The following is a 24,494-nucleotide window of genomic DNA, read 5'->3' as shown; positions in this document are numbered from 1 at the left end:
TGAGAGGTATGGAACAATACAAAACTGATGCTGAGATCTATGCTGTGCTGGAGCGGGAGATCATTGACCTGACCATCCGCCCCGGCTCTTCGCTGAGCGAAAATCCGCTCTGTGCCCGCTTTGGCGCACCGCGCACCCTGATCCGGGTGGTGCTGCAGAAGCTGCAGGAAAACGGGCTGGTAAAGATTGTGCCTTACAAGGGCACCACCGTTACCCGGCTGAACCGCCGCATCGTGGACGAGCTGATCTACGAGCGCACCGCCGTGGAAGCCCGCGTATTGCGGGATTTTTCGCCCCGGTGCACCCCGGAGCAGCGGGCGTTGATCCGCAGGCGGGTGGAAGCCTACGAGGCCCTTGCGACCATGGAGAACCCGGATTACAACAAGCTGTACGAGGCCGACCGTGCCCTGCACGGGACATGGTTTGCGGCCATGGATAAAATGTACCTGTGGAGCACCCTGCAGAACGCCCACGCCGACTACAGCCGCTTCCGGATGCTGGACACCATGACCACCGGCGGTCTTGCCGAGGTGATCGCAGACCACCGCAACCTGATGAACGCCATCGAGCGGTGCGACCTTGCCGCCTTTGAACCGTTGGTGGAACGGCACCTCTACGGCGGCATCCGGCGGCTTGGCTCCAAGCTGACCGAGGAATATGCCGATTATTTTGAGCCGGAAAAGTAATTGTTCTATGTGGAACATTTTATAAAACGAAAGGGCACAGCGCATTGCAGCGCCGTGCCCTTTTGTTTTATGCTGTCTGAATTTCAGAACACCCCGGAAATAAAAATTTCCAGACCAATGCCAATGAGGATGATGCCGCCCAGAATGGATGCCTTGCCGGAGAGCTTGGTGCCAAACTTTTTGCCGATGCGCAGTCCCGCCATGCAGATAAAGAAGGTGACCACCGCAATGATGAGCGATGCCACAAGTGCCATCAGCCAGCCGTATTCCGAAATGGTGAAGCCGACGGAAAGAGCATCGATGCTGGTAGCCACGCCCTGCATGAACAGTGCACCCGCACTCAGCTCTGCGGCCTCTTCGGCCTCTTCGCCCTTGATGCCATCCACCAGCATTTTGCCGCCGATGTAGCCCAGCAGTGCCAGCGCGATCCACGGGATGAACTTTTCAAACGAAGAGAACAGCTCCACAATGGTGTGCACGCACACCCAGCCCGTCATGGGCATCACGGCCTGAAAAATGCCAAAGGTACCCGCAATTTTTACCATGGTGCCCTTGCTCATGCGGGGGTCGTGCAGGCCGTTTGCCATAGACACCGAGAACGCATCCATTGCAAGGCCCACGCCCAGCAGGGCACTGTTGAGGAAAAATACAAAGCTCCATTCCATATTGTCTGCCTCCTGAATCTGACCAGAATATCGGGCAATACAAAACCCGGTCCCGGGCGCACATGTACGTCCGGGACCGGGTGATTTTTTTAAAACCAACTCCATGTGCACGGGCGCTGTTCTATGCGCCAAAAACACATGAGTCTCGCAAATGAAAGCAAGCCAGACCGGAACCAACGGTCATCATGTTGACTTGCTGCGCCCTGCAAAAGCGCCTGCTACTCCCCCACGGGTATTTGTGATTGTTTTGCCATTGTAGCATATCTTTGCAGGGAAGTCCAGACAAACCTGCGCGGTTACACGGTATTTTTCCATCGGCGGGCAAAATACCAGTCCTGTGAAATAATAAAACACAGGGTGTTGCCCAGTGCCCTCAGGGTAACAGCATGTTCCTGACGCAAGGCCCGGCGGGCGCAGCGCTCGTACTCCCGCGCCTGCTGCATCCGGACACTCCGGCGCTCTTCGGCGGTCAGGTGCATTCCCACATCGATCAGGGAGTGCAGCAGTGCCCAGTACAGCTCACACAGCGAACCCGTGATGCCATGGCGGCGGACGCACTCGAACACGGTATAGTTTGCTTCCACACGGTCGAGATTGCGCAGGGTGACTTTGCTGTTGACGATGCTGCCCGCCACCTTGCGGTAAAGGTACAGCACATCCGGGATATTAGCGATTCTGTCCGCTTTTTCGTAGGCGTAGGCGATCAGCAGGGTGTCCTCGTTCAGCTTGCCCTCAGCAAAGCGCAGTCCTTCAAAGATGCTTTTGTAATACAGCTTGTTCCACACCACCATGTAGGGCAGAAGGGTGCTGTGCTCCAACGCCTGCTCCGGGGTCAGCACCTCCCGCCGCACATGCAGATACTGCTCCCGGATGGGGGTCAGGGCTTCGTCCACCTGCCGGTAATTGCACACGGCCATCTGTGCACCGGTCTCCTGCGCCGCATGGTAAAGCTTTGCGCAGAAGTCCGGCGTGATGGTGTCGTCTGAATCCACAAAGGCGATCCATTCGCCCTCTGCCGCGTCCAGCCCGGCATTGCGGGCCCCGCTCAGACCACAGTTCTTCTGGTGGATGACCCGGATGCGGCTGTCCTTTGCCGCTGCGGCATCGCACAAAGCAGGGCAGCTGTCCGGAGAGCCATCGTCCACCAGAATCAGCTCAAAATCCGTGAAGGTCTGGGCAAGGATGGAAGCGATGCAGGCATTCAGAAAACGCTCTGTCTTATATACCGGCACGATAATGCTGATCTCCGGCTGTTTTTTATGTTGTTCCTGCACAATAAACTCCTCATTGCTTCAGGTCGTTTTTTGCCGTCTTTCCGCCCTTTTGCGGCATAGATCCAGATAACTGCAGGCCGATGCAGCGCAGACCACTGCCGCCCACAAATTTTTTAGTGTTACGCCGCGGGCTTGCATCAGCCGATGGCGGGCTGTACGCTCATACGCAAAGGCTTCCTTCATCCGGGGGCTTTTGCGCTCTTCCGGTGTCAGGTGCAGCCAGATGTCCCACACGGCAGTCAAAATCGGGCGATAGGCCGCACACAAAGCATCCCGGATGCCGTTTTGGTACAGCACATCAAACAGGCGGTACCATGCTTCCACCCAGTCCAGTGTTTTCAAGGTAGTCTTGCGGTGCATGGCACTGCCGGTAACGATGCGGTAATTGTATAAAAAATCCCATACACCGCAGGCAGAAGCCGCTCTTGCGTAAATGACCGGCATGAGACAGGTATCTTCAAACGCCTTGTTTTCTGGATAGCGCAGATTTTCCAGCAGTTTTCGGCGATAAAGCTTATTCCACGGAACCTGAAAATCCGACACCACCATCCGGCGCAGAACTTCCTCCTGCGGCAAAAACTCGTTCAAAAGGCGATGTTCCCCGCCTGCAAGCGTTTTGCCCGTTTCATCAATGCACTGACTGCTGCAGATTGCAAAATCTGCACCCATTTCCAGCGCTGCCTTATGCATTTTTTCCAGATACTCCGGTTCCACCGTATCATCCGAATCCACAAACGCGATCCAATTTCCCTGTGCTGCATCCAGACCCGCATTGCGGGCTGTGCTTACACCGCCGTTTTGCTTATGGATCACCCGCACGCGGCTGTCCCTTTTGGCTGCTGCATCACACAGGGCAGGGCAGTTGTCCGGTGAGCCATCGTCCACAAGGATCAGTTCAAAGTCCGTAAAGGTCTGAGCCAGAATGGAATCAATGCACTCATTCAGATATTTTTCCACCTGATACACTGGCACGATGATGCTGATCTCCGGTCTTCCGATTTCTGCTCTTTCACTCACAGTATTTCTCCCATTCGGAATTCAGTTTTATTTCCGGTACTTGAAGTTGAAGTAGAACTGCGGGTTTGCAATGCAGAGTGCGGTTTCTGCTGCGTTGCGCAGGGTACAGGCCCCCTGTTGACGAACCTCTCTGCCTGCTTTTTTCAAGCACGCTTCCGCCTGCTGAACCCGTTCACTGTTTCTCTGTTTGGGTGGCAGATTTTTTTTTGTGTTTCGGAGCATGCGTTTCATCAGTACATACTGCAGGAATGCTGTGTCTTTTTTTCCATACTTGAGTGCACAAGCAAGAAGGCCGTAGTTTGCATCGATCTCATCCAGATTTTTCAAGGTGACCTTTCCATGCATGATGCTTGCCGGATGCAGCCGGTAATGGTACAGTTTTTCCTTTATACAAGCCACAGCTGTTGCATGTTCAATGATTTCCGGTGTGGTAAATGCATCTTCATAGTTTTTGCCCACAGGAAAAACGATTCCTTCCAGCACATCTCTCCGATGCAGTCTTGTTGCTGCCTGAATCAACGGCGTAAGGCGGATGCGGTGTATTGCTTCCTCACGGGAAAGCACTTCTGTACGTAAAGGCTGTTCCTGATAATCACAAAGACTTCCATCCTCTTCCATAAAAACTTCGTTGCAGACTGCAAGTTCAGCACCTGTCTGCTTTGCTGCCCGCAGCATTTTTTCGTAGTAAGTCTTGTCTACAAAGTCATCCGGGTCCACAAAGCCGATCCAATTTCCCTGTGCAGCTGCCAAACCCGCATTGCGGGCTGTGCTTACACCGCCGTTTTGCTTATGGATCACCCGCACGCGGCTGTCTTTTTCCGCCGCTGCATCACACAGAGCAGGGCAGTTGTCCGGTGAGCCATCGTCCACAAGGATCAGCTCAAAATCCGTAAAGGTCTGTGCCAGAATGGAATCAATGCATTCGTTCAGGTATTTTTCCACCTTATACACCGGCACGATGATGCTGATCTCCGGGGATTTTTTTTGCTCTGTCATGTTCCTTAAACCACTTTCTGTGTTTATTTTTATTCCTCACACGCTATTTCTATTATACATGGTTTGGATGGATTTGAAAAGAAGCCGCCGTACAGAAATCTCTGCGCGGCGGCTTCTTTCAAATCTTATTGTGTTTTCAAGGTTTACTCTTCGCCCTTATCATCGGCTTCCGGGGCTTCTGCAGCGGCGGCAGCATCCGCAGCTTCCATTGCGGCAAGCTGCTCTGCGGTGGGTTCTGCATCGGCATCGGAGGTGTCGATCTGCTCGGTCTGGGCCTCGTCGTCGTGGTCGGTGCGGGCAAGCACCATCACCTTGTCGTTCTCACCCAAGCGCATCACCCGCACGCCGGAGCCGTAGCGGCTCTGCAGCGGGATCTCGTTGGCGTGCAGACGGATGATGATGCCCTCCTGACTGCTCAGCAGCACATCATCCACGTCGTCCACGATCTTGACCGCAGCCACCTTATCCTTAGCGGCATCGTAGTTGCGGATGCCCTTGCCGCCGCGGGCGGTGATGCGGTAGGTGTCGATGTCCGACCGGCGGCCCTTGCCGTTCTCGGTGACGGTGAGCACCGTGCCGCCCTCGCGGCAGATGCACACGCCCACAACTTCATCGCCCTCGGCCAGACGGATGGCGCGCACGCCGTGGCCGCTGCGGCCCATGGGACGTGCATCGGCTTCGTTGAAGCGGATGGCCTGACCGTTGCGGGTGGCAACGATGAGCATATCGTGGCCGGAGGTCAGGCGGGTCCATGCCAGAGCGTCGCCCTCGTTCAGGGCAATGCCGATCAGGCCGGACTTACGGATGTTAGCATACTGTTCCAGCGGGGTGCGCTTGATGAGGCCCTGCTTCGTGACCATGGTCACAAAGCCGCCCTCGGTGTCGGCTTCCTTCGACTGGCAGATCATGTTGGTGACCTTTTCGCCCTCGGCCAGCTGCAGCAGGTTGACGATGTTGCTGCCCTTGCTGGTGCGGCTGCCCTCGGCGATGGTGTAGCCCTTGATGCGGAACAGACGACCCCGGTCGGTGACAAAGAGCACATAGTCGTGGGTGGAGCCAACGAACATCTCCTGCACGATATCCTCTTCCTTGCGGGTCATGCCGGAGATGCCGCGTCCGCCGCGGCGCTGTGCCTGATAGGTGGCCTTGAGCTGGCGCTTGATATAGCCGGCCTCGGTCAGGGTGTAGACGCACTGCTCCTCGGCGATCAGGTCCTCGATATCCACCTCACCGGTCACGGACTGGATCTCGGTGCGGCGCTCGTCGCCGAAGCGCTTCTTCATTTCCAGCAGCTCTTCCTTGACGATGGCAAGCACACGGGCATCGTCGGCCAGAATGGCTTCCCAGTTCTCGATCTTGGCCTGCAGGCTGGCAAGCTCTTCCTCGATCTTCAGGATCTCAAGGCCTGCCAGACGGCCCAGCTGCAGCTTGACGATGGCATCTGCCTGCGGGTCGTCAAAGCCGAACTGCTCCATGATGGCAGCCTTGGCCTCTGCCATGCCGCCCTTGCAGGCGCGGATGGTGGCGATCAGCTCGTCCACGATGTCGGTGGCCTTCTTCAGGCCTTCCAGAATGTGGGCGCGCTCCTTGGCCTTTTTCAGGTCGTACTGGGTGCGGCGGCGCACCACCTCGTCCTGAAATTCCACGTATTTCTGAAGCATCTGCTTCAGGGTGAGAACTTTCGGCACCTTGTGGTCGATGGCCAGCATGATGACGCCCACGGTATCCTGCAGCTGGGTGTACTGGTACAGCTGGTTCAGGATGACCTGTGCGTTGGCATCCTTGCGGATGTCCACCACGATGCGCATACCCTTGCGGTTGGTCTCATCGTTCAGGCCGGTGATGCCCTCGATGCGCTTATCCTTGACAAGGTCGGCCATGTTCTCAATGAGGCGGGCCTTGTTGACCATATACGGAATTTCCGTAATGATGATTTGGGTGCGGCCGTTCTTGGTTTCCTCGATGGTGGCGCGGCCCCGCAGGGTGATCTTGCCCCGGCCGGTGGCGTAGGCGGCGCGGATGCCGCTGCGGCCCATGATGATGCCGGCAGTGGGGAAGTCCGGGCCCTTGATGTATTCCATCAGGCCGGGCAGGTCGATGTCCGGATCGTCGATATAGGCGATGCAGCCGTCAATGACCTCGCTCAGATTGTGGGGTGGGATGTTGGTGGCCATGCCGACCGCAATGCCCTGACTGCCGTTGACCAGCAGATTGGGGAAGCGGCAGGGCAGCACGCTGGGTTCCTTCTTGGTCTCGTCAAAGTTGGGGTCCCAGTCGATGGTGTCCTTCTCGATATCGGTCAGCATCTCCACCGCCATGCGGCTCATGCGGGCCTCGGTGTAACGGTAGGCAGCCGGGGGGTCGCCATCCACAGAACCAAAGTTACCCTGACCATCCACCAGCGGATAGCGCAGAGAGAAGTCCTGTGCCAGACGGACCATGGCATCGTAGACCGATGCGTCGCCGTGGGGATGGTAGGAACCCAGCACCGCACCAACGGTGTCGGCGGATTTGCGGTAGGGATGGCTGGGATCATTGCCGCGCTCGTGCATGGTGTACAGAATGCGGCGGTGAACAGGCTTCAAACCGTCGCGCACATCGGGCAGGGCGCGGGACACGATGACCGACATGGAGTAGTCCAGGAATGCGGTCTCGATCTCCTTTTTCACATCGCGGATGATCTTTTTGGTTCCGCTGCCCGGTATCATCACATAATCTTCTTCCATTGTTTCCTCCAATTACACGTCCAGCTTTGCGTACTGGGCGTTGGTCTCGATAAAGCGGCGGCGCGGCTCCACCTGATCGCCCATCAGGATGGTAAAGGCTTCGTCGGCCTTTTCGGCATCGTCAATGGTGATCTGCACGATCACGCGGTTATCGGGGTTCATGGTGGTCTCCCACAGCTGTTCGGGGTTCATCTCACCAAGGCCCTTATAGCGGTTCACCTTGGCACCCGGCATCTCCTGCGAAAGCACGGCCATTTCGGCATCGTTGTAGGCGTACTTGATGGTGTTGCCCTTCTGCACCTTGAACAGAGGCGGCTGGGCCACATACACATGGCCCTGCTCAATGAGCGGGCGCATATAGCGGAAGAAGAAGGTGAGCATCAGGGTGCAGATGTGGGAGCCATCCACATCGGCATCGGCCATGATGAACACTTTATCGTAGCGCAGCTTGGAGATATCGAACTCGTCACCAATGCCGCAGCCCAGCGCCAGCACAACGGGCATCAGCTTATCATTGCCGTAAATTTTGTCGGCGCGGGCCTTTTCCACATTCAGCATCTTGCCCCACAGCGGCAGGATGGCCTGAATGGCAGAATCACGGCCCATCTTGGCGGAACCGCCTGCAGAATCGCCCTCGACGATGAAGATTTCGGTGCGGCTGGGGTCTTTTTCGCGGCAGTCTGCCAGCTTGCCGGGCATCCGGCTGGTCTCCAATGCGCTCTTGCGGCGCACCAGTTCGCGGGCCTTTTTGGCAGCGGCGCGGGCGCGGGCGGCTTGGGTAGCCTTTTCAAAGATGGCCTTTGCCACGCCGGGGTTCTCCTCAAAGAATTCCATCAGCTTAGAGTAGACCATGTTGGAAACAAGGGTGCGGATCTCCGTGTTGCCCAGCTTTGCCTTGGTCTGGCCCTCAAACTCCGCCTCCTGCAGCTTGACCGAGATCACGCAGATCAGGCCCTCGCGCACGTCCGCACCGGACAGGTTCTCGTCCTTATCCTTCAGCAGGCCGTGGCTGCGGCCGTAATCGTTGAACACGCGGGTCAGGCTGTTCTTGAAGCCCTCCTCGTGGGTGCCGCCGTCCGGGGTGTTGACGTTGTTGGCAAAGCTCAGCAGCAGCTCGTTGTAGCTGGAATTGTACTGCAGTGCGATCTCTGCCATGCCGCGGTCGGTCTGGCCCTTGAGGTAGATCACATTGGGGTGCAGCACGTCCAGTTTGCGCTTCTCGCCCAGATAGGTGACAAAGCTCTTGATGCCGCCCTCGTAGCACATGACCTCGGTGCGGTAGCAGGGTTCACCCTCCTTGCCGTCCTCCAGTACGGGAGTGTACATCTCGCGCTCGTCGGTCAGAGTGATCTTGACACCGGCGTTCAGGAAGCTTTCCTCCCGCAGGCGCTTTTCCAGCGTGTCGAAGTCGTACACGGTGGTATCCCGGAACATCTCCGGGTCCGGCTTGAAGGTGACCCGGGTGCCGGTGACGCCGTCGGCTACGGTGCCGATGCACTTGAGCGGGCCGTCCGGGTCGCCGCGGCGGAAGGTCTGCTCGTACTCGTGGCCGTCGCGGCGCACGTTGACGGTGAGCCACTCGGAACAGGCGTTGACCACCGAAGCGCCCACGCCGTGCAGGCCGCCGGCCACCTTGTAGCCGGAGTTCTCGCCGCCGAACTTGCCGCCGGCGTGCAGGATGGTGTAAACGACGGTGACGGCGGGCAGGCCGGTATCGGCCTGAATGTCCACAGGGATGCCGCGGCCGTTATCCGTGACCTGAATGATGTTGTCTTTCAGGATCTTGACCTCGATGTGGTCGCAGTAGCCGGCCAGTGCTTCATCGATGGCGTTGTCCACGATCTCGTAGACCAGATGATGCAGGCCGCGCTCGCCGGTGGAACCGATATACATGCCCGGGCGCTTGCGCACCGCCTCCAGACCCTTCAGGACCTGGATCTCGCTGGCATTATACTCATGGTCGGTAGCGGTTTCGGCATTTGTGCTGGTAATGATTTCTTCTGCCATTTCCTTTCTCCCTTTTGTTCAATGTTTGCATTTTTGTTCGATCTATCGTAAAAGCAGAGCATATTCTCCGCCTGTTGGCTGGTTTACTCGATCATTTTTTCGGCTCTGCGCCGCATGGCAGCAGGCGACAGCTCCGAAAGATACACCGTGTCCACCACGGCCCCGTCTGCCAGAACATAGCTCTGGGGCAGCTCGTCCGAAAGGCTCACCACCGCGCCGTTCTTCTGGGCGTAGTTCAGAAACTCCCGGCCCCGGGGGGTGATGGTGGTGGTTTCCAGATTGAAGATGCCGATGATGTCCCGGTCATTCAGCACGTAGTCACGGCCCAGATGAATATACATACAGTATTTTCCTCATTCTGGCAGTTCATGCATAAAACGCCGTTTATTCACCGGCAGCTGCATGTACTTTTGCATCATTTCTTCATGCTTTGCTCAGCACGCCGCCGTTCATGCGGTATACCTCGCCGTCCGTTTTCAGGAACGCGGTGTCATCGCAGCTGGTCACAAAGGTCTGCTTTTCCTTCATGCGGGTGAGCAGATACTGCTTGCGGCCCTCGTCCAGCTCGCTGAGCACATCGTCCAGCAGGAGCACCGGGTGCTCTCCGGTGATCCGGGCAGCGGCAGCCGCTTCGGCCATTTTCAGGCTCAGCACCACGCTGCGCTGCTGTCCCTGACTTGCAAACACCTTTGCGGGCTGGTCGTCCAGCAGCAGCTCAACGTCCTCGCGGTGGATGCCGCACAGGCTCTGCCCGGCGCGCAGCTCTTCGTTCTGGCGCTGCTTCAAAAGTGCGGACAGCCCACCCGGCTCAAACTGGGCAGCATACCGCACCGCCATGCGCTCTGCCCCGTGGGAAAGCTCGGCATAGTTGGCGCAGGCCAGCGGTGTGAGCAGGGCCAGATACTCCCGCCGCCGCTTCTGGATGGCCTCGCCCTGCGCTGCAAGCTCCACGTTCAGCACTTCCAGCAGGGCGCATTTTTCTGCCCACGGGCGCTCCGTGCCGCCTGCGGAATGACGCAGAAGCGCGTTTTTCTGCTGCAATGCCCGCACATAGCGGCGGTAGGTGGCAAGGTAGCCGGGGTACAGCTGGCACAGCGCCGCGTCCAGAAACCGCCGCCGTCCTTCCGGTGCACCTTTTACAAGGCTCAGGTGCCCGGGGTCGAACACCACAGCCGGAAAGCTGCCCGCAAGGCCCGCCGCCCGCTTGGGCGGAGAGCCGTTGACCGATGCATACCGGCCGGGGCGCTGTGCATCCGGCGTGCCCACCGTAATGCGCACATTTGCCGGTTCGTCCGGTTCCTGATCCTCCTGCCGGGTGCGCTGGGTGACGGCCTCCAGTACCGCGAATGTTTCTCCGCGGCGCACAAGCTCGGCATCCTTGCCGCCCCGGAAGCTTTTGCCGCCGGTCAGCAGCCAGATGGCCTCCAGCAGGTTCGTCTTGCCCTGACCGTTGTTGCCGCAGATCACGGTCAGCTCCCGGCCCGGTTCCAGCTGCGCTGCCGCAATATTGCGGTAATTCGCAACTTCCAGTGAAAGCAGACGCATTACTGGCCCTGACCCACTTCTACGGTCTGGCCGTCCAGCTCGATCACATCACCGGCACGGCACTTCTTGCCGCGCATGGTGCACACCTCGCCGTTCACCTTCACAGCACCGCCCTGCACCAGCTCCTTGGCTTCGCCGCCGGTCTCGCACAGGCCTGCATATTTCAGCAGGGCATCCAGCTTGATAAATTCCGTATGGATGAGAATTTTCTGCATAATTTCGCCCTCTTAATCGTTCTTGAAGCGCACCGGCAGCACCAGATACAAAAAGTCGTTGCCCTCGGCAGGCAGCACCTTGACCGGGCTCAGAGGGCCGCTGATTTCCATGCGGACCTTCTCGGTGCGGGCGTTGCGCAGCGCATCCAGCAGATAGCGGTTGTTGAAGCCGATCTCCACTTCGTCGCCCTCGCAGTCGGCGTTGAACTCGTCCACCACTCGGCCAAGGTTGGTCTGGCAGCGCACCACGACTCTACCCTCTGTAAAGGAGATGCGGAGGGGATTTTTTAAACGCTCTGTAATAATCAGCGAAGCACGCTCGATGGTCTCGATGAATTCCTTGGTGTCAATGGTCACGCGGGTGCGGCTGTCGGCGGGGATCACATTGCGGTAGTTGAGGAACTCGCCCTCGATCAGACGGCTCATGATGGTGTAGCCGCCAGCCATAAAGACCACATAGCGGCGGTTGGCGCTGATGTGCACCGGCTCTTCGTCGTCGTTGGGCAGCAGGTGGGCGACCTCGGTCATGGTCTTGCTAGGCACGATGATGCGGATATCCTTTACCGCCGTCACCGGGCGTTCCACGATGGCCAGACGGTAGCCGTCCAGTGCCACCACAGTCAGCTTATCGGGCAGGATCTCGAACAGCTCACCGGTGTGGGCGGGCTTTTTCTCGTCCTGACTGACAGCATATAACGTACGATCGATCATATCTTTCAGTACGCCGGTCTTGATGGTCAGGGTCTCTTCGGCTCCGGTATTGGGCAGCTCGGGGAAATCGTTGGCCGGCATGGACTGGATCTCGAACTGGACTACGCCGCTCTGGATGGTGGTTTTGCCGTTCTCGGTAGAGAGGATGCTGACCTGACCGGCGGGCATCCGGCTGATCATGCTGCTGAGCAGCTTTGCATTCAGCACCACCTCGCCGGCTTCCTTGACATTGGCTTCGATGGTGGTCACGATGCCCATTTCCAGATCGTAGCCGGTGAGGTTGAGCTGGAAGCCTTCGGCTTTCAGCAGGATACCTTCCAGCACAGGGATGGCAGAACGCATGGTGACGGCTTTGGACACACCATCGATGGCTGCGCTCAGCAGAACTTTATCACATACGATGTTCAAACTGAATTCTCTCCTTTGTTTTTCGTTTCTGATGTTGTTTTGTGTTTGAAAACAGTTTCAGAACCGGTCTATCTTATTGAACTTGTTGTAGTAACCGTAGTAGGGGGTGGGGAACTTGTGGAAAACCCCGAAAAGCCTTGTCGGAATGCGGGGGTTTTGGTTTCCACGGGGTTGTGAATGTGTTGTGAATGGATCGTGGAAAGGTTGGGATCGGTCTTTCTTTCCACAGACCATGTGGAGAACGGAGGTTGAATGTTGAAAACTCTGTGGAAAGTGTGGAAAGGTTTGCGTTTTTACCACAAGATATAGGTTCTTTTTTCCCGTTTTGTTCCGTTTTCTCCCCATATTTTGGGGTTTCACCCATAAATGAGTACGACTTTTACACGATTTCTGCGGTCAGGCCTTCACGTTCTTGATGATGTCGCTCACGGTCTCGCGCAGGTGCTGGTCGTTCTTCATGTCACGCTCCATGGTCTTGAGGGAGTAGACGATGGTGGAGTGGTCACGGCCAGAGAATTCACGGCCGATCTCTTCCATGCTCATGCCGGTGACCTCGCGCAGGATGTAGATGGCCACACGGCGGGCAGAGGCAACGTTGGCGTTGCGCTTGGTGCCGCGGATGTCGGCAGGGGAGACGTTGAAGGTGCGGGACACCTCGCCAATGATCTTCTCGATGGTCACGGGCACCGGCTGGGTCTCGTTGAGGATGTCCTTGATGGCATTCTGGGCCACACTGATGACCGGCTGGATGCCCTCCAGCATGTAGTAGGCGTTCAGTTTTTTTACAGCGCCTTCCAGCTGACGGATGTTGTTCTTCAGGTGGTTGGCAATGAACTCGGCCACATCCTCGGGCAGGTCCAGATGCAAAAGCTCTGCCTTGCGCTTGACGATGGCCACGCGGGTCTCAAAATCCGGCGGCTGCACATCGGCGGTCAGGCCCCACTCAAAGCGGGTGCGCAGACGCTCTTCCAGACTTTTGATCTCCTTGGCCGGGCGGTCGGAGGCAATGACGATCTGCTTGTGGGCATCGTGCAGGGAGTTGAAGGTGTGGAAGAACTCCTCCTGCGTGGACTCCTTGCCGGCGATGAACTGGATATCGTCCACCAGCAGCAGGTCTGCCACGCGGTACTTCATGCGGAAGTCCTCGGTGCTGCCGGCGCGGATGGCGGCGATCAGCTCATTGGTGAACTGCTCGCAGGTAACGTACATGATGACGAAATCGGGGTGGGTGCGCTTGATCTCGGTCTGGATGGCCGTAAGCAGATGGGTCTTGCCAAGGCCGGAGCCGCCGTAGATGAACAGCGGGTTGTATGCGCCGGAAGGATTGGCCGCAACCGCCTGTGCAGCAGCAAACGCAAACTGGTTGGAGGGGCCTTTGATGAAGTTTTCAAATGTGAACTCGTAGTTGCCCTGCGGGGAGGCGGGGTTCGCCTCGTACTGCTGGGCCAGCACCACCTCGTGGGGCGGCGTGCTGGGCACCACCAGCGTGATGTCCACGTCGAAGCCCAGCACGGTCTTGAAGGCTTCCTTGAGCAGGCCAAGGTAGCGGTCCGTCACGATCTTGCAGATGAAGTCGTTGCGCACCGAAAGGGTGATGTGGCTGGAATCCTCAAAGCTGATCGGCTCCAGTCCGTCGATATAGAGATTATAGGTCGGCTCGGCCATCTGCGTTTTGCAGTACGCCTGGGCGGCCTCTAAAACGTCCTTAAAAGAATCCATAAAACATCCACTCCGTTAAAGTTTTCAACAATGCTGCTGATACTAGGTTAGTATACCACAAAAAACGCTGTGCGTCCATATTTCTATAATGTAATTTATAATACATAAGAAAAGCCCCTGCACGGCCGTTGTGGCATGGTCAAAACAGGGCCACAATATCTTGTGGCAAAAGAGTTTTCCACGGCAGAATTGTGAAAAAGTTGAAAATCTTTTCACAAAAAAGTTTGAAGGAAAGCGAAAAAAATGCTTGACAGAACGCCATACTATGCGATATACTGTTGAATTGCAAGCCTGTCCCCAATCTGGGACCACATCAGACCCCATACCGGGGATAAGTTTTTACGGAGGATACAACCATGAAGAGAACTTTTCAGCCCAAGAAGCGTCAGCGCAAGGAAGTTCATGGCTTTCTGACCCGCATGAGCACCAAGAACGGCCGTAAGGTCATCAATGCTCGCCGTGCAAAGGGCCGCAAGAGCCTGACTGTCTGATCCGGCCTTTTATGACGGGATCCGGCGCAGAAATGAATATGCGCACAAAAGACCGCTGATATTGGATTAGCGGTCTTATTTTTTTTGAAAATTGAAAGAATTTTCGTAAAAATGCCCGTATGGGCTTTCAAAGTCGAAAAATTTTTGATATACTGGCTGAAGAATGCACTCTTCGGGGCGTGTTCTCAGCCACAGAAAGGAGGCGCGGAACCATGCGCTATCGTCCCATCCGCCGCAACAGCGAGTTTGGAAGAGTGTATGCCCGCGGCAAATCCTATGTAAACCCCGGTCTTGTGATGTATGTGCTCAAGACCCGCAGCAAAAAGACCCGCGTGGGTCTGACCGCCACCAAAAAGATCGGCCACGCCGTGCAGCGCAACCGCGCCCGCCGCGTGATGAAGGCGGCCATCGACGAGCATCTGGACTACAACATCGGCGGCTATGATCTGATCTTTGTAGCCCGCGGTATGACCCCGCGGCTGAAGAGCTGGCAGCTGAGCAGCGTTGTGGCAAAGCTGTTTGCACAGGCCGGTCTGCCGGATAAGGCCAAACGGCCGGATGCGCCGCCCCCTGCCACCGTGCCCCCGGCACGCAGGGCACAGGCGGAAAAGCCGGACGCATGAACCGCCTGCAGTACATCTGCCGCCGCGCGCTGTGCGTGCCCATCCGGGCCTACCAGTACACTCTCAGCCCATGGATCGGCCGCAGCTGCCGTTTTACGCCCAGCTGCAGCAACTACACCATGCAGGCCATCATGACCCATGGGTGCGTAAAGGGCATCCTGCTGGGGGCATGGCGCATCGCCCGGTGCAATCCCCTCGGCAAATGGGGCTTTGACCCGGTGCCGGAACAGGGAAGATGGCAGAACCCTGCCCGCCGGCTGCAGCCCGCAAAGCTGTTTTCCACACGGCACAAGCAAAAGGTGGAAAAGTAAATATGCTTCTTGTGACGCGGTGCACTGTGGGCAGCGTGTCCTACGATAAAAATAACAAGTCCCGTGCCACAGACGGGGCAGAATGGACAAAGGTATGAACTTCTTTTACATCCTGAGCGGTCCTCTCGGCTATGTCATGGAGTGGATCTACAAGCTGCTCCCGAGCTACGGCTGGGACATCATCATCTTCACGCTGCTCATCAACATCGTCAAGATCCCTCTGCAGCTGAGCCAGCAGAAGAGCATGGCTAAAATGTCGGCCTTCCAGCCCATGATGATGGAGATCCAGACCAAGTACAAGGACAAACCCGAAAAGCAGCAGGAAGAAATGCTCAAGCTGCAGCAGGACTACGGCTATAACCCCACCGCAGGCTGCGTGCCCATGCTGTTGAACTTCCTTGTCATGTTCGGCGTTATCGGTGTCGTGTACAATCCGCTGGAGCGCATCTTCCACATCAGCGCTGCGGCTCTGACCGCCGCCGGTGAGGCCCTGACCGCCTCCGGCGTCGCCTTTACCGCCATCACCCGCGATACCAACATCATCGCACAGGTGGTTGCTGGCAACGGCGGTGTGCTGGGCTGCTTCAGCGCCGAGCAGATCGCTACCATTACCGAGTTCAGCCAGCACATGAACTTCCTCGGCATCGACCTGACCCGCATCCCCAAGCTGGGCCTTTCTCTGGACATCGTGCTGCCGCTGCTGTCGGTCATCACCATGCTCCTGTCCACCCACATCAGCATGAAGGCCAGCGGCCAGCAGATGCAGGGCAGCATGAAGCTGACCATGTATATGATGCCGCTGATGTACCTGTTCTTCTGCTTCACCTATCCTCTGGCATTCTCTCTGTACTACGTCGTTTCCAACATCGTGATGACCGTGCAGACTCAGGTCATGCGCAAGGTGTACGACCCCGAGAAGATGCGCAAGGAGATCGAAGCGCAGATCGCAGAAAAGAAAAAGCAGGAAAAACGCGGTGTGAAGAACACTACCGTCAAGGTCACCGATCCCAAGACCGGCAAGACCACGGAAAAGAACCTTTCTGCCAGCGAGATGAACAAGCACCGTCTGGAGTATGCCCGCCGGCTGGACGAGGAACGCTACAAGGACGAGCGCACCGTGCCGCTGAGCGAGCTGAACAAGCAGGATAAAGAATAAGAGGAGGATGAACGGTTATGATCCGTAAGCAGGAAGCGACCGGCAAAACGGTCGATGAAGCCCGCGCAAAAGCCTGCGCTCTGCTGGGCGTGCAGGCCGATGATCTGAATGTCAGCTGCGAAGTGCTGGAAATGCCCCAGAAGACTGGTTTTCTGGGCCTGAAGCTCACCCCCGCCAAGGTGTGCGTGAGCGTGGAGGAGCCGGACGCTCCGGCTGCAGCACCCGCTGAGCCTGTTGTTGAGAAAAAGACTCCCGTGCAGGAGGCTGTCAAGGCCGCTCCCGTGGCAGAGGAGCCTGCCGCTGCGGCAGCACAGCCGGAAGCAAAGGCCGAAGAGCCTGCTGCCCCCGCTGCAGAAGCTGCTGCAGAGCAGCCCGCTGCCGAGGAAGAGGAGCCGGAAGTCCCCATCGTGATCGAAGAGAACGCTAAGGTCAAGGCTGCTGTGGACTACCTGCGTGAGGTCATTGCCCTGATGGGCGTGGAGAATGTCACCTTCAGCGCTGTGCAGAAGGGCGAAGCTACTATCATCCGTCTGGACGGTGAAAAGCTGGGTGCCCTCATCGGCCGCCGCGGCGAGACCATGGAGAGCCTTTCCTATCTGGCAAGCCTTGTGGCAAACCGTCTGGAGGGCGATTACATCAAGCTGGGTCTGGATGTGGCCGGCTACCGCGATAAGCGCGAGAGCGACCTGACCGCACTGGCACAGCGCATTGGTGCCAAGGTGCGCAAGACCGGCCGCAGCTTTGCCATGGAGCCCATGAACCCCTACGAGCGCCGCATCATCCACTCTGCCATCAGCAAGATGGAGGGCGTGCGCAGCGAGAGCAAGGGCGAAGGCCGTGACCGCCGTGTGGTCATCTACTCCACCGCACCCGATGCACAGACCGAGAACACCTATGGTGAGCGCCGTCCCCGCGGCGGACGCGGCAATGGCCGTCGTCCCGGCGGCAGCCGCAATGGCGGCTATCGCGGCGGGAACCGTTCTGAGCATGGCGACCACAATGGAAGCCGCGGCGGCTACCGTGGCAGCCGCAATGGTGCACCCCGCGGCCCGCGGCCTTCCGGTGTGCCGGAGCGCACCTATGCACCCCGTGATGCAGAGAATGCAGCGCCGGTAGCACCCAAGCGCACCGAGCGCGTGGACGATTTTGCCGATTTCAGCTTTGGCAAGATCGAGCTGTAATGCGGAATTACTTTTGAAATCAGGGTCTCCGGAAAATCTGCGGATTTTCCGGAGACCTTTTTTCACGCAAAAAGGATTTTACCAAAATCTAACGCCAAGGTGGTTTCGGGTCGGGCAGCTGTTGCGGTATACTGAACACGAAAAAAGTCATTCTTCTCAAAATTTGGAGAACCTGCCTGTTTTTTGCCGAAATCTTTCTCTTAAATGGCAATTGTAAAACAATTGGTCAAGGCTTTATACTGTAGTCAAGAGCGTTCTGTTCGTGAAGAACAGACAGAATGATGAAAAGAGAGGTATTCAACTATGGCTCAGAACAAGATCTCCCGCCGCAGCTTCCTGCGTGGTGCAGGGGCATCCGCAACCATCGCAGCCGCCAGCTGCATGGCACCCTCTGCAGCCGCCTGTGATATCAAGTCCCTGTGGAGCATGGATCTGCAGATCCTTGCCACCAGCGATACCCACGGCAAATTCGATCCATGGGACTACGCCGCCAATAAGGCAGATGCTTCCGGCAGTGTGGCCCAGCAGGCGACCGCCATCAAGCAGTGCCGCACCCGGAACACGCTGGTGGTGGATGCAGGCGATACCATTCAGGCCAACTCCGCAGAGCTGTTCCTGAACGATGACCTGCATCCCATGGTCGCTGCCATGAATGCCATCGGCTATGATATCTGGACCACCGGCAACCACGAGTACAACTACGGCATGGATGTGCTGAAAAAGGTCATGGGACAGCAGAAGGCCAAGGTGCTTACCGGCAACGTTTACGCACCGGACGGCACCCCGCTGGCCGACGGCTACACCATCATCAAGAAGGGCACCGTCAAGATCGGTGTCATCGGCATGGTCACCCCCAACATCATCCGCTGGGATGCCAAGAATCTGGAGGGTTGGACTGTCACCAACCCCGTGGACGAGAGCCGCAAGATCATTGATAAGATCAAGGATCAGGTGGATGTTCTGATCGGCGTCATGCACATGGATACCGAGAACGAGTACGGTGTGTACGGCTCCGGCGTTACCGATCTGGCAAATGCCTGCCCGGAGTTTGATGTGATCGTGGGCGGCCACGGCCACAGGAGCATCCCCAACATGATGATCAACAACGTGCTGGTGGTGGAGAACAAGAACGCCGGTGCCACCCTGTCCGAGATCCACGTCTATCTGGAGCGCCAGCTGGACGGTAAGTGGAAGGTCGTGAACCGCACCTCTGAAAACCTGCAGATCAAGGAGTACGAGCCCGATCCGGAGCTGACCGCTTTGCTGGCCTCCTACGACACCCGCGCCAAGGAAGACGCTGTTACTCCCATTGGCGAGCTGAAGGGCGGCGATCTGGCCCCCGAAAACGAGATCGACTGCCTGCCGCAGGCCATGGTGCAGGATACCGCGCTGCTGGACTTCATCAACGAAGTGCAGATGTACTACACCGGTGCGCAGGTCTCTGCTACCGCCCTGACCTCCATGACCTCCCAGATGCGCGCGGGCACCATCCGCAAGTGTGATATGGCCAGCATCTACACCTACCAGAACACCCTGTACAAGCTGCAGATGACCGGCGAGCAGCTGCGCCGCTTCATGGAGTGGTCTGCTGCCTTCTTCAAGACATGGAAGCCGGATGAAGTGACCATTGCCTTTGATCCCTCGGTGCGCTATTACCTGTACGATGCTTTTGAGGGTGTCAGCTACGAGCTGGACATCTCCAAGGAGCCGGGCCACCGCATCAAGAACCTCAAGTGGCCGAACGGCAAGGCCGTAAAGGACACCGACACCTTTGTTGTGGCAGTGAACAACTACCGCGCCACCACCCAGCTGCTGACGGCTGCGGACATCTTCCTGCCGGGCGAAGAGCTGCCCAAGCTGTTGGAGATCGATGTGCGCGGCGACGTGGGCGGCATCCGCGAGCTGCTGGGCGAGTACATCCGCACCGTGAAGGGCGGCACCATTGAGCCGCACGTGAACAACAACTGGAAGATCGTGGGCAACAACTGGAAGGCTGCCGATCACCAGAAGGCTGTGCAGCTGCTGCGCGAAGGCAAGCTGGCCCTGAATGAGAACGCCGATGCACGCACGCTGCCCGGCAAGGCCATCACCACGGCGGATATCGCCAAGTTCTAAAAAACAGATCTCTGTAAAAACGGGGGCTTTCCGGTTTGGGCCGGAAGGCCCCTTTTGCGTAATAGAAGACGCTTTTTTCAACCTTTTCCCGGGAAATGGTTGAAAAACAGTATCATTCTGTGAATTTTCGTGGTACAATAAAAAAGTATTGGTATCTTTTTTGAAAGAAAAAGGATCACAGGGATCTTGCAGAAAGAAGGCAGACAGCGTTGAACCAGATCCAAAAGCTCCTGTGTTATAGCGGGCTGGAAGTGCAGGATTACAGGGACTGTCAGCCGGAGATCGAGGAAGAGAACCGCAGAAAGATGCATGTGTACCTGAACATGGCGTGCGGCCTGTTGTTTGCAATCACCTGCCTGTCGGGAGGGATCGGTGTTCTGCGAGAGCACAGCCTGTTCTATTGCATCGCCCTTGTGGTGTGCGCGGGCCTGCGTGTTGTGGATCTGATGTTCCCGGATCAAAACGGCCTGCTTCTGCGGTGGCTGATGTATGCCTTTGCAGCTATGTTGTATGCGCTGGGCATTGCGGAAGCGGTGCACGCGCCGGAAGAGCTTTCTGTCACCTTCATTGCATTTTTGCTGGCGGTGCCACTGCTGTTCATGATGCCGCCCATCCAGCACATTGCCAATGCGCTTCTGTTTGACGGCATCTTTATCGGGATGGTGGTCGTGTTTGAAAGCGGCCGCACCGTGACGGTGGATATCGTCAATGCGGTGTTTTTTGGGGTGATCTCCTGCATCATTTCAACATTTACCATGATCACCATGTACCAGAACGCACTCTCCCGCAAAAGGATGCGCGAAATCGCCAGTTTTGATATCCTTACTGGCATGAAGAACCGCAATGCTTACGAACGGGAGCGGGAGGACTGGGCTTCCCGCTGCTCGGTGTCGCTGAGTTGCATCTATATGGATGTGAACGGCCTGCATGACCTGAACAACAGCGAAGGCCACGACAAAGGTGACCGGATGCTGCAGGTGGTGGCGCTGGAAATACGGGAAATGTTTGGCAAAAACAACTGCTACCGCATTGGCGGCGATGAATTTTTAGCCTATGTGACGGACCGGCAGGATCCGGCTGTGCGCAAATGTGTAAAGGATTTTGTCTCCATCGTGGGCAGCGCGGGTTACTCGGTGGCCGTGGGGGTTGCCACCGAGAGTGCGGGCGGCATCGATGTCGGTGCGCTGTGCCGCAAGGCAGAAAAGCGGATGTATCTTGATAAGGAAGAGCATTACCGCGTCCTGCGAGAGCAGCAGGGACGCTGAAAGGAAAACCATGCAGGAAACGACCATTGCAGCCATTGCAACAGCGCCGGGCGCAGGCGGTATTGCCGTCGTGCGGCTCTCCGGTGCGGAGAGCTATCCCATAGCAGCCCGGGTGTTCCGCCCGGCCAACGCCGCAAAAAAGGTGGAGGATGCCAAAGGCTACACCGCCATGTACGGCACATTCCGGGAAGGGGACGAAGCCTTTGATGAGGGCGTGGCCCTGTTTTTCCGCGCGCCCCACAGCTATACCGGCGAGGACGTGGTTGAGCTTTCCTGCCATGGCGGCAGCGCCGTGGCCCGCCGTCTGGTGGAAGCCTGTCTTGCTGCCGGTGCTCAGCCTGCCGCGCCCGGCGAGTACACCCGCCGCGCGTTCCTGAACGGCAAGCTGGGTCTGACGCAGGCCGAAGCGGTGATGGATCTGATCTCGGCGGATGGCCGTCAGGGTGCCGCGCTGGCCAATGCCGCGCTGGGCGGTGCGCTGGCAAAGAAGATCAGTGCCCAGAAGGAAGCGCTTACCGCCATTCAGGCTCACCTTGCCGCATGGGTGGATTTTCCCGAAGAGGATGTGCCGGAGCTGGACGGTGACCATCTGCACCGCGTACTGAGTGGGGTAAAGGCAGAGCTGGACGAGTTGATCCATAATTATCAGGCGGATACCGTCCTGCGCGAAGGTGTGGACTGCGCCATTGTGGGCAGACCAAATGCGGGCAAATCCACACTGCTCAACCTGCTGGCCGGGTTCGACAGGGCCATCGTCACGCCGGTGGCTGGCACCACCCGTGACGTGGTGGAGCAGGCGGTACAGCTGGGGGATATCCAGCTGAATCTGTTCGATACCGCCGGTCTGCGCGAGACCGAAGATGCCATTGAAGCCGAGGGCATCCGCCGCAGCTGGAAAAAGCTGGAGGAGGCAGGCCTGATCCTGGCTGTGTTCGATGGCTCTGAGCCGCCCACGCGGGAAGATCTGGAGCTTGCACAGCGTTGCACAGGCCGTCCAGCCATTGCACTTATCAACAAAGAGGATAAACCAACGCAATTTGACGCAGAGTTCATAGCGCCCTGCTTTGCCATGGTGCTGCCGGTGTGCTGTCAGGAGGAGGAGAGCCGCAAGGTGATCTCCGCTGCGGTGGCCCGCCTGCTGGGTACCAGCCAGATCGACCCCCATGCCGCCAGCCTGTCCGGCCAGCGTCAGCTTTCCGCCGCACTGCGTGCGCGGGACGCTGTGGCCGGTGCACTGGATGCTGCCGCAGGCGGCTTTGGGCTGGATGCCGTTTCCGTCTGTGTGGACGACGCACTGGCCGCCCTGTGCGACCTGACCGGTGAGAACGCCTCGGAAGCTGTGATCGAACAGGTGTTTGAACGTTTCTGCGTGGGAAAATAAAAGAAAAACCAAGGAAAAGTATATGAACCACTTAGGAGATTATGACGTTATCGTCATCGGTGCCGGCCACGCTGGTATCGAGGCAGCTCATGCCGCCGCAACGCTGGGCGCGAGAACGGCCGTGTTTACCATGAGTCTGGATGCCATTGGCAACATGCCCTGCAACCCCAGCATTGGCGGAACGGCAAAAGGCACGCTGGTACGTGAATTGGATGCGCTTGGCGGCGTGATGGGCCTTGCTGCAGATGCCACCTATCTGCAGAGCCGGATGCTCAACAAGGGCAAAGGCCCGGCGGTGCACGCCCTGCGTGTGCAGACCGACCGCAAGCGCTACCATGAATATATGAAGCATGCATTGGAACTCACGCCCGGCCTTGCCATCCATCAGGCTGAGGTTGTGAGCATCGAGACCGAGAACGGCCGTGTGAAGGGCGTTGTGACCCAGCTGAACGGGGAATACAGCGCCAAATGCGTGGTCATTGCCACCGGCACGAACCTTGGCGGCAAAATTTTTGTGGGCGATGCGTGGTACGCCTCCGGCCCGGACGGGATGCACGCCGCTAACGCCCTGACCGACAGCCTGAAGGCTGCCGGGCTGCCGCTGCGCCGGTTCAAGACCGGCACCCCTGCCCGGGTGCACCGCCGCAGCATCGATTTTTCCAAGCTGGAATGCCAGCCCGGCGACCCGGACAATGAGCTGCAGCCCTTCAGCTTTATGACCGATGCACCCATGCATAACAAGGTGGAGTGCTGGATCGCATATACCAACCCCGAGACCCACAGGATCATTCTGGATAACATCCAGCGCAGCCCGCTCTACGGCGGCATGATCGAGGGTGTTGGCCCGCGCTACTGCCCCTCCATTGAGGATAAGGTGGTGCGTTTTGCGGGCAAGGACCGCCACCCCATTTTTGTGGAACCCTGCGGCGAGAACACCGAAGAGATGTATCTGCAGGGTGCCTCCAGCAGCCTGCCGGAGGATGTGCAGAATGCCTTCTACCGCAGCATCAGGGGCTTTGAGAACATTGAGATCATGCGCCCGGCCTACGCCATCGAGTACGACTGCATAGACCCCACCAGTCTGGAAGCCACGCTGGAAAGCAAGGTGGTGCGGGGACTGTACGGTGCGGGTCAGTTCAACGGCACCTCCGGCTACGAGGAAGCCGCCGCCCAGGGCCTGCTGGCCGGACTGAACGCCGCCCGCAATGCGCTGGGCAAAGAGCAGCTCATTCTGCCGCGCCACACCAGCTATCTGGGCACACTGGTGGATGATCTGGTCACCAAAGGGGTCATGGACCCCTACCGCATGATGACCAGCCGCAGCGAGTACCGCCTGACCCTGCGTCAGGACAACGCCGACCAGCGGCTGACCCCCATCGGCAGGGAATACGGCCTTGTGCAGGATGACCGCTGGGCCAAGTACCAGCACACCCAGAGCATTCTGGAAGCGGAGCGCCGCCGCCTGCACGAGACGCATCTGCGCACCGCCGACCTGCGCACCGCCATGGAAGCGGCCGGTCTTGCCCCTGCTGCCGAGGGCGGCATTGCGGAAGAGCTGCTGCGCCGCCCGGAGATCAGCTATCCGCTGCTGGCGGGTATGATCGGCTGGGGAGAGCAGATCACCCCCATGCTGGCCGAACGGCTGGAGACCGAGATCAAGTATGCGGGCTACATTGCCCGGCAGGATCGGATGATCCGGGACGTGGCCCGGCACGAAAAGACCCTGATCCCAGATGATTTTGAATATTCCGACCTGACCGGCCTGACACTGGAAGCCCGCGAAAAGCTGGCCCGCATCCGGCCGAAGAACCTCGGTCAGGCGGGGCGCATCCCGGGCGTATCGCCCTCCGATGTGGCGCAGCTGAGCATTGCACTGGCAGCGAGGAAGTGAGCCTGCTTCCCGCACAGAGAGTATTCGTGTGGGGCGGGCTTCATGCCTTTTACAAAATGCATCGCCGCCGGGGATGTTCTCTTTTGCGTGCCAAAAGAGAACCAGAAAGGA

At 57.9% G+C, this 24,494-nt stretch carries 21 protein-coding genes; 10 read left to right on the top strand and 11 right to left on the bottom strand.

The window, feature by feature from the left end:
* Positions 1–8: 8 nt before the first annotated feature.
* The gene (locus tag DW937_RS08975) at positions 9–686 is read left to right on the top strand and encodes a GntR family transcriptional regulator (RefSeq protein ID WP_120120706.1); all 678 of its coding nucleotides are present in this window, start codon (positions 9–11) and stop codon (positions 684–686) included.
* An 83-nt stretch (positions 687–769) separates the two neighbouring features.
* Here the strand turns inward: DW937_RS08975 and DW937_RS08970 are convergent, their stop codons facing one another.
* The 11 genes from DW937_RS08970 to dnaA form a co-directional block, all read right to left on the bottom strand.
* Positions 770–1,351 (bottom strand): manganese efflux pump, encoded by a 582-nt coding sequence (locus tag DW937_RS08970; protein WP_120120705.1) that lies wholly within the window; start codon positions 1,349–1,351, stop codon positions 770–772.
* A gap of 296 nt (positions 1,352–1,647) precedes the next feature.
* Positions 1,648–2,625 carry a glycosyltransferase family 2 protein gene (locus tag DW937_RS08965; RefSeq protein ID WP_165852919.1) on the bottom strand — a complete coding sequence of 326 codons (978 nt, stop codon included), beginning with the start codon at positions 2,623–2,625 and terminating at the stop codon, positions 1,648–1,650.
* An 18-nt stretch (positions 2,626–2,643) separates the two neighbouring features.
* Complete coding sequence (locus DW937_RS08960; RefSeq protein WP_165852918.1) at positions 2,644–3,642, bottom strand: glycosyltransferase family 2 protein; 999 nt, start codon at positions 3,640–3,642, stop codon at positions 2,644–2,646.
* 27 nt (positions 3,643–3,669) lie between these two features.
* The gene (locus DW937_RS08955; RefSeq protein ID WP_097776788.1) at positions 3,670–4,638 is read right to left on the bottom strand and encodes a glycosyltransferase; all 969 of its coding nucleotides are present in this window, start codon (positions 4,636–4,638) and stop codon (positions 3,670–3,672) included.
* A gap of 143 nt (positions 4,639–4,781) precedes the next feature.
* On the bottom strand, positions 4,782–7,364 hold the full coding sequence (gene gyrA / locus DW937_RS08950) for a DNA gyrase subunit A (RefSeq protein WP_118529190.1): 2,583 nt from the start codon (positions 7,362–7,364) through the stop codon (positions 4,782–4,784).
* Positions 7,365–7,376: 12 nt separating this feature from the next.
* Positions 7,377–9,371 carry a DNA topoisomerase (ATP-hydrolyzing) subunit B gene (gene gyrB, locus DW937_RS08945; protein WP_097774101.1) on the bottom strand — a complete coding sequence of 665 codons (1,995 nt, stop codon included), beginning with the start codon at positions 9,369–9,371 and terminating at the stop codon, positions 7,377–7,379.
* Between the two features lie 83 nt (positions 9,372–9,454).
* Complete coding sequence (locus tag DW937_RS08940; protein ID WP_005937016.1) at positions 9,455–9,712, bottom strand: DUF370 domain-containing protein; 258 nt, start codon at positions 9,710–9,712, stop codon at positions 9,455–9,457.
* Between the two features lie 82 nt (positions 9,713–9,794).
* Positions 9,795–10,916, bottom strand: coding sequence for a DNA replication/repair protein RecF (locus DW937_RS08935; RefSeq protein ID WP_005937019.1), 1,122 nt, complete (start codon positions 10,914–10,916; stop codon positions 9,795–9,797).
* Complete coding sequence (locus DW937_RS08930) at positions 10,916–11,131, bottom strand: RNA-binding S4 domain-containing protein (protein ID WP_005937022.1); 216 nt, start codon at positions 11,129–11,131, stop codon at positions 10,916–10,918. Before DW937_RS08930 ends, DW937_RS08935 begins: the two co-directional genes overlap by 1 nt.
* A 12-nt stretch (positions 11,132–11,143) precedes the next feature.
* The gene (gene dnaN / locus DW937_RS08925) at positions 11,144–12,250 is read right to left on the bottom strand and encodes a DNA polymerase III subunit beta (RefSeq protein ID WP_120120702.1); all 1,107 of its coding nucleotides are present in this window, start codon (positions 12,248–12,250) and stop codon (positions 11,144–11,146) included.
* Positions 12,251–12,646: 396 nt separating this feature from the next.
* Complete coding sequence (dnaA, locus tag DW937_RS08920; protein WP_005937115.1) at positions 12,647–13,969, bottom strand: chromosomal replication initiator protein DnaA; 1,323 nt, start codon at positions 13,967–13,969, stop codon at positions 12,647–12,649.
* A 356-nt stretch (positions 13,970–14,325) separates the two neighbouring features.
* On the opposite strand from dnaA, the gene rpmH reads away from it, so the two are divergent.
* From rpmH to mnmG, 9 genes are all read left to right on the top strand, one after another.
* Positions 14,326–14,460 carry a 50S ribosomal protein L34 gene (gene rpmH / locus DW937_RS08915; protein ID WP_005924258.1) on the top strand — a complete coding sequence of 45 codons (135 nt, stop codon included), beginning with the start codon at positions 14,326–14,328 and terminating at the stop codon, positions 14,458–14,460.
* 212 nt (positions 14,461–14,672) lie between these two features.
* Positions 14,673–15,083, top strand: a complete 411-nt coding sequence (gene rnpA / locus DW937_RS08910) for a ribonuclease P protein component (RefSeq protein ID WP_044953169.1) — start codon at positions 14,673–14,675, stop codon at positions 15,081–15,083.
* Positions 15,080–15,394: a membrane protein insertion efficiency factor YidD gene (yidD, locus tag DW937_RS08905; protein WP_120120701.1), complete on the top strand. Its 315-nt coding sequence runs from the start codon at positions 15,080–15,082 to the stop codon at positions 15,392–15,394. Before rnpA ends, yidD begins: the two co-directional genes overlap by 4 nt.
* A 94-nt stretch (positions 15,395–15,488) precedes the next feature.
* Positions 15,489–16,550 carry a YidC/Oxa1 family membrane protein insertase gene (locus tag DW937_RS08900; RefSeq protein ID WP_243089102.1) on the top strand — a complete coding sequence of 354 codons (1,062 nt, stop codon included), beginning with the start codon at positions 15,489–15,491 and terminating at the stop codon, positions 16,548–16,550.
* A gap of 17 nt (positions 16,551–16,567) precedes the next feature.
* Positions 16,568–17,731: an RNA-binding cell elongation regulator Jag/EloR gene (gene jag / locus DW937_RS08895; RefSeq protein ID WP_120120700.1), complete on the top strand. Its 1,164-nt coding sequence runs from the start codon at positions 16,568–16,570 to the stop codon at positions 17,729–17,731.
* Between the two features lie 303 nt (positions 17,732–18,034).
* Complete coding sequence (locus DW937_RS08890) at positions 18,035–19,846, top strand: 5'-nucleotidase C-terminal domain-containing protein (RefSeq protein ID WP_243111451.1); 1,812 nt, start codon at positions 18,035–18,037, stop codon at positions 19,844–19,846.
* 209 nt (positions 19,847–20,055) lie between these two features.
* Complete coding sequence (locus DW937_RS08885) at positions 20,056–21,111, top strand: GGDEF domain-containing protein (RefSeq protein WP_120120698.1); 1,056 nt, start codon at positions 20,056–20,058, stop codon at positions 21,109–21,111.
* Between the two features lie 10 nt (positions 21,112–21,121).
* Positions 21,122–22,492 (top strand): tRNA uridine-5-carboxymethylaminomethyl(34) synthesis GTPase MnmE, encoded by a 1,371-nt coding sequence (mnmE, locus tag DW937_RS08880; protein ID WP_120120697.1) that lies wholly within the window; start codon positions 21,122–21,124, stop codon positions 22,490–22,492.
* Positions 22,493–22,514: 22 nt separating this feature from the next.
* Positions 22,515–24,383 (top strand): tRNA uridine-5-carboxymethylaminomethyl(34) synthesis enzyme MnmG, encoded by a 1,869-nt coding sequence (gene mnmG, locus DW937_RS08875; protein WP_120120696.1) that lies wholly within the window; start codon positions 22,515–22,517, stop codon positions 24,381–24,383.
* Positions 24,384–24,494: the final 111 nt, after the last annotated feature.

The sequence above is a fragment of the Faecalibacterium sp. AM43-5AT genome (genome assembly GCF_003603345.1).
Taxonomy (GTDB): Bacteria; Bacillota; Clostridia; order Oscillospirales; family Ruminococcaceae; genus Faecalibacterium; species Faecalibacterium taiwanense.
The sequence above is the reverse complement of the archived record's forward strand: the minus strand, read 5'-3'. Positions and strand labels throughout refer to the sequence as shown.

Coding starts and splice junctions, on each gene's coding strand:
- DW937_RS08975 (WP_120120706.1), top strand. CDS start 9: ATGGAACAATACAAAACTGATGCTGAGATCTATGCTGTGCTGGAGCGG.
- DW937_RS08970 (WP_120120705.1), bottom strand. CDS start 1,351: ATGGAATGGAGCTTTGTATTTTTCCTCAACAGTGCCCTGCTGGGCGTG.
- DW937_RS08955 (WP_097776788.1), bottom strand. CDS start 4,638: ATGACAGAGCAAAAAAAATCCCCGGAGATCAGCATCATCGTGCCGGTG.
- gyrA (WP_118529190.1), bottom strand. CDS start 7,364: ATGGAAGAAGATTATGTGATGATACCGGGCAGCGGAACCAAAAAGATC.
- gyrB (WP_097774101.1), bottom strand. CDS start 9,371: ATGGCAGAAGAAATCATTACCAGCACAAATGCCGAAACCGCTACCGAC.
- DW937_RS08940 (WP_005937016.1), bottom strand. CDS start 9,712: ATGTATATTCATCTGGGCCGTGACTACGTGCTGAATGACCGGGACATC.
- DW937_RS08935 (WP_005937019.1), bottom strand. CDS start 10,916: ATGCGTCTGCTTTCACTGGAAGTTGCGAATTACCGCAATATTGCGGCA.
- DW937_RS08930 (WP_005937022.1), bottom strand. CDS start 11,131: ATGCAGAAAATTCTCATCCATACGGAATTTATCAAGCTGGATGCCCTG.
- dnaA (WP_005937115.1), bottom strand. CDS start 13,969: ATGGATTCTTTTAAGGACGTTTTAGAGGCCGCCCAGGCGTACTGCAAA.
- rpmH (WP_005924258.1), top strand. CDS start 14,326: ATGAAGAGAACTTTTCAGCCCAAGAAGCGTCAGCGCAAGGAAGTTCAT.
- rnpA (WP_044953169.1), top strand. CDS start 14,673: ATGCGCTATCGTCCCATCCGCCGCAACAGCGAGTTTGGAAGAGTGTAT.
- yidD (WP_120120701.1), top strand. CDS start 15,080: ATGAACCGCCTGCAGTACATCTGCCGCCGCGCGCTGTGCGTGCCCATC.
- DW937_RS08900 (WP_243089102.1), top strand. CDS start 15,489: ATGAACTTCTTTTACATCCTGAGCGGTCCTCTCGGCTATGTCATGGAG.
- jag (WP_120120700.1), top strand. CDS start 16,568: ATGATCCGTAAGCAGGAAGCGACCGGCAAAACGGTCGATGAAGCCCGC.
- DW937_RS08890 (WP_243111451.1), top strand. CDS start 18,035: ATGGCTCAGAACAAGATCTCCCGCCGCAGCTTCCTGCGTGGTGCAGGG.
- mnmE (WP_120120697.1), top strand. CDS start 21,122: ATGCAGGAAACGACCATTGCAGCCATTGCAACAGCGCCGGGCGCAGGC.
- mnmG (WP_120120696.1), top strand. CDS start 22,515: ATGAACCACTTAGGAGATTATGACGTTATCGTCATCGGTGCCGGCCAC.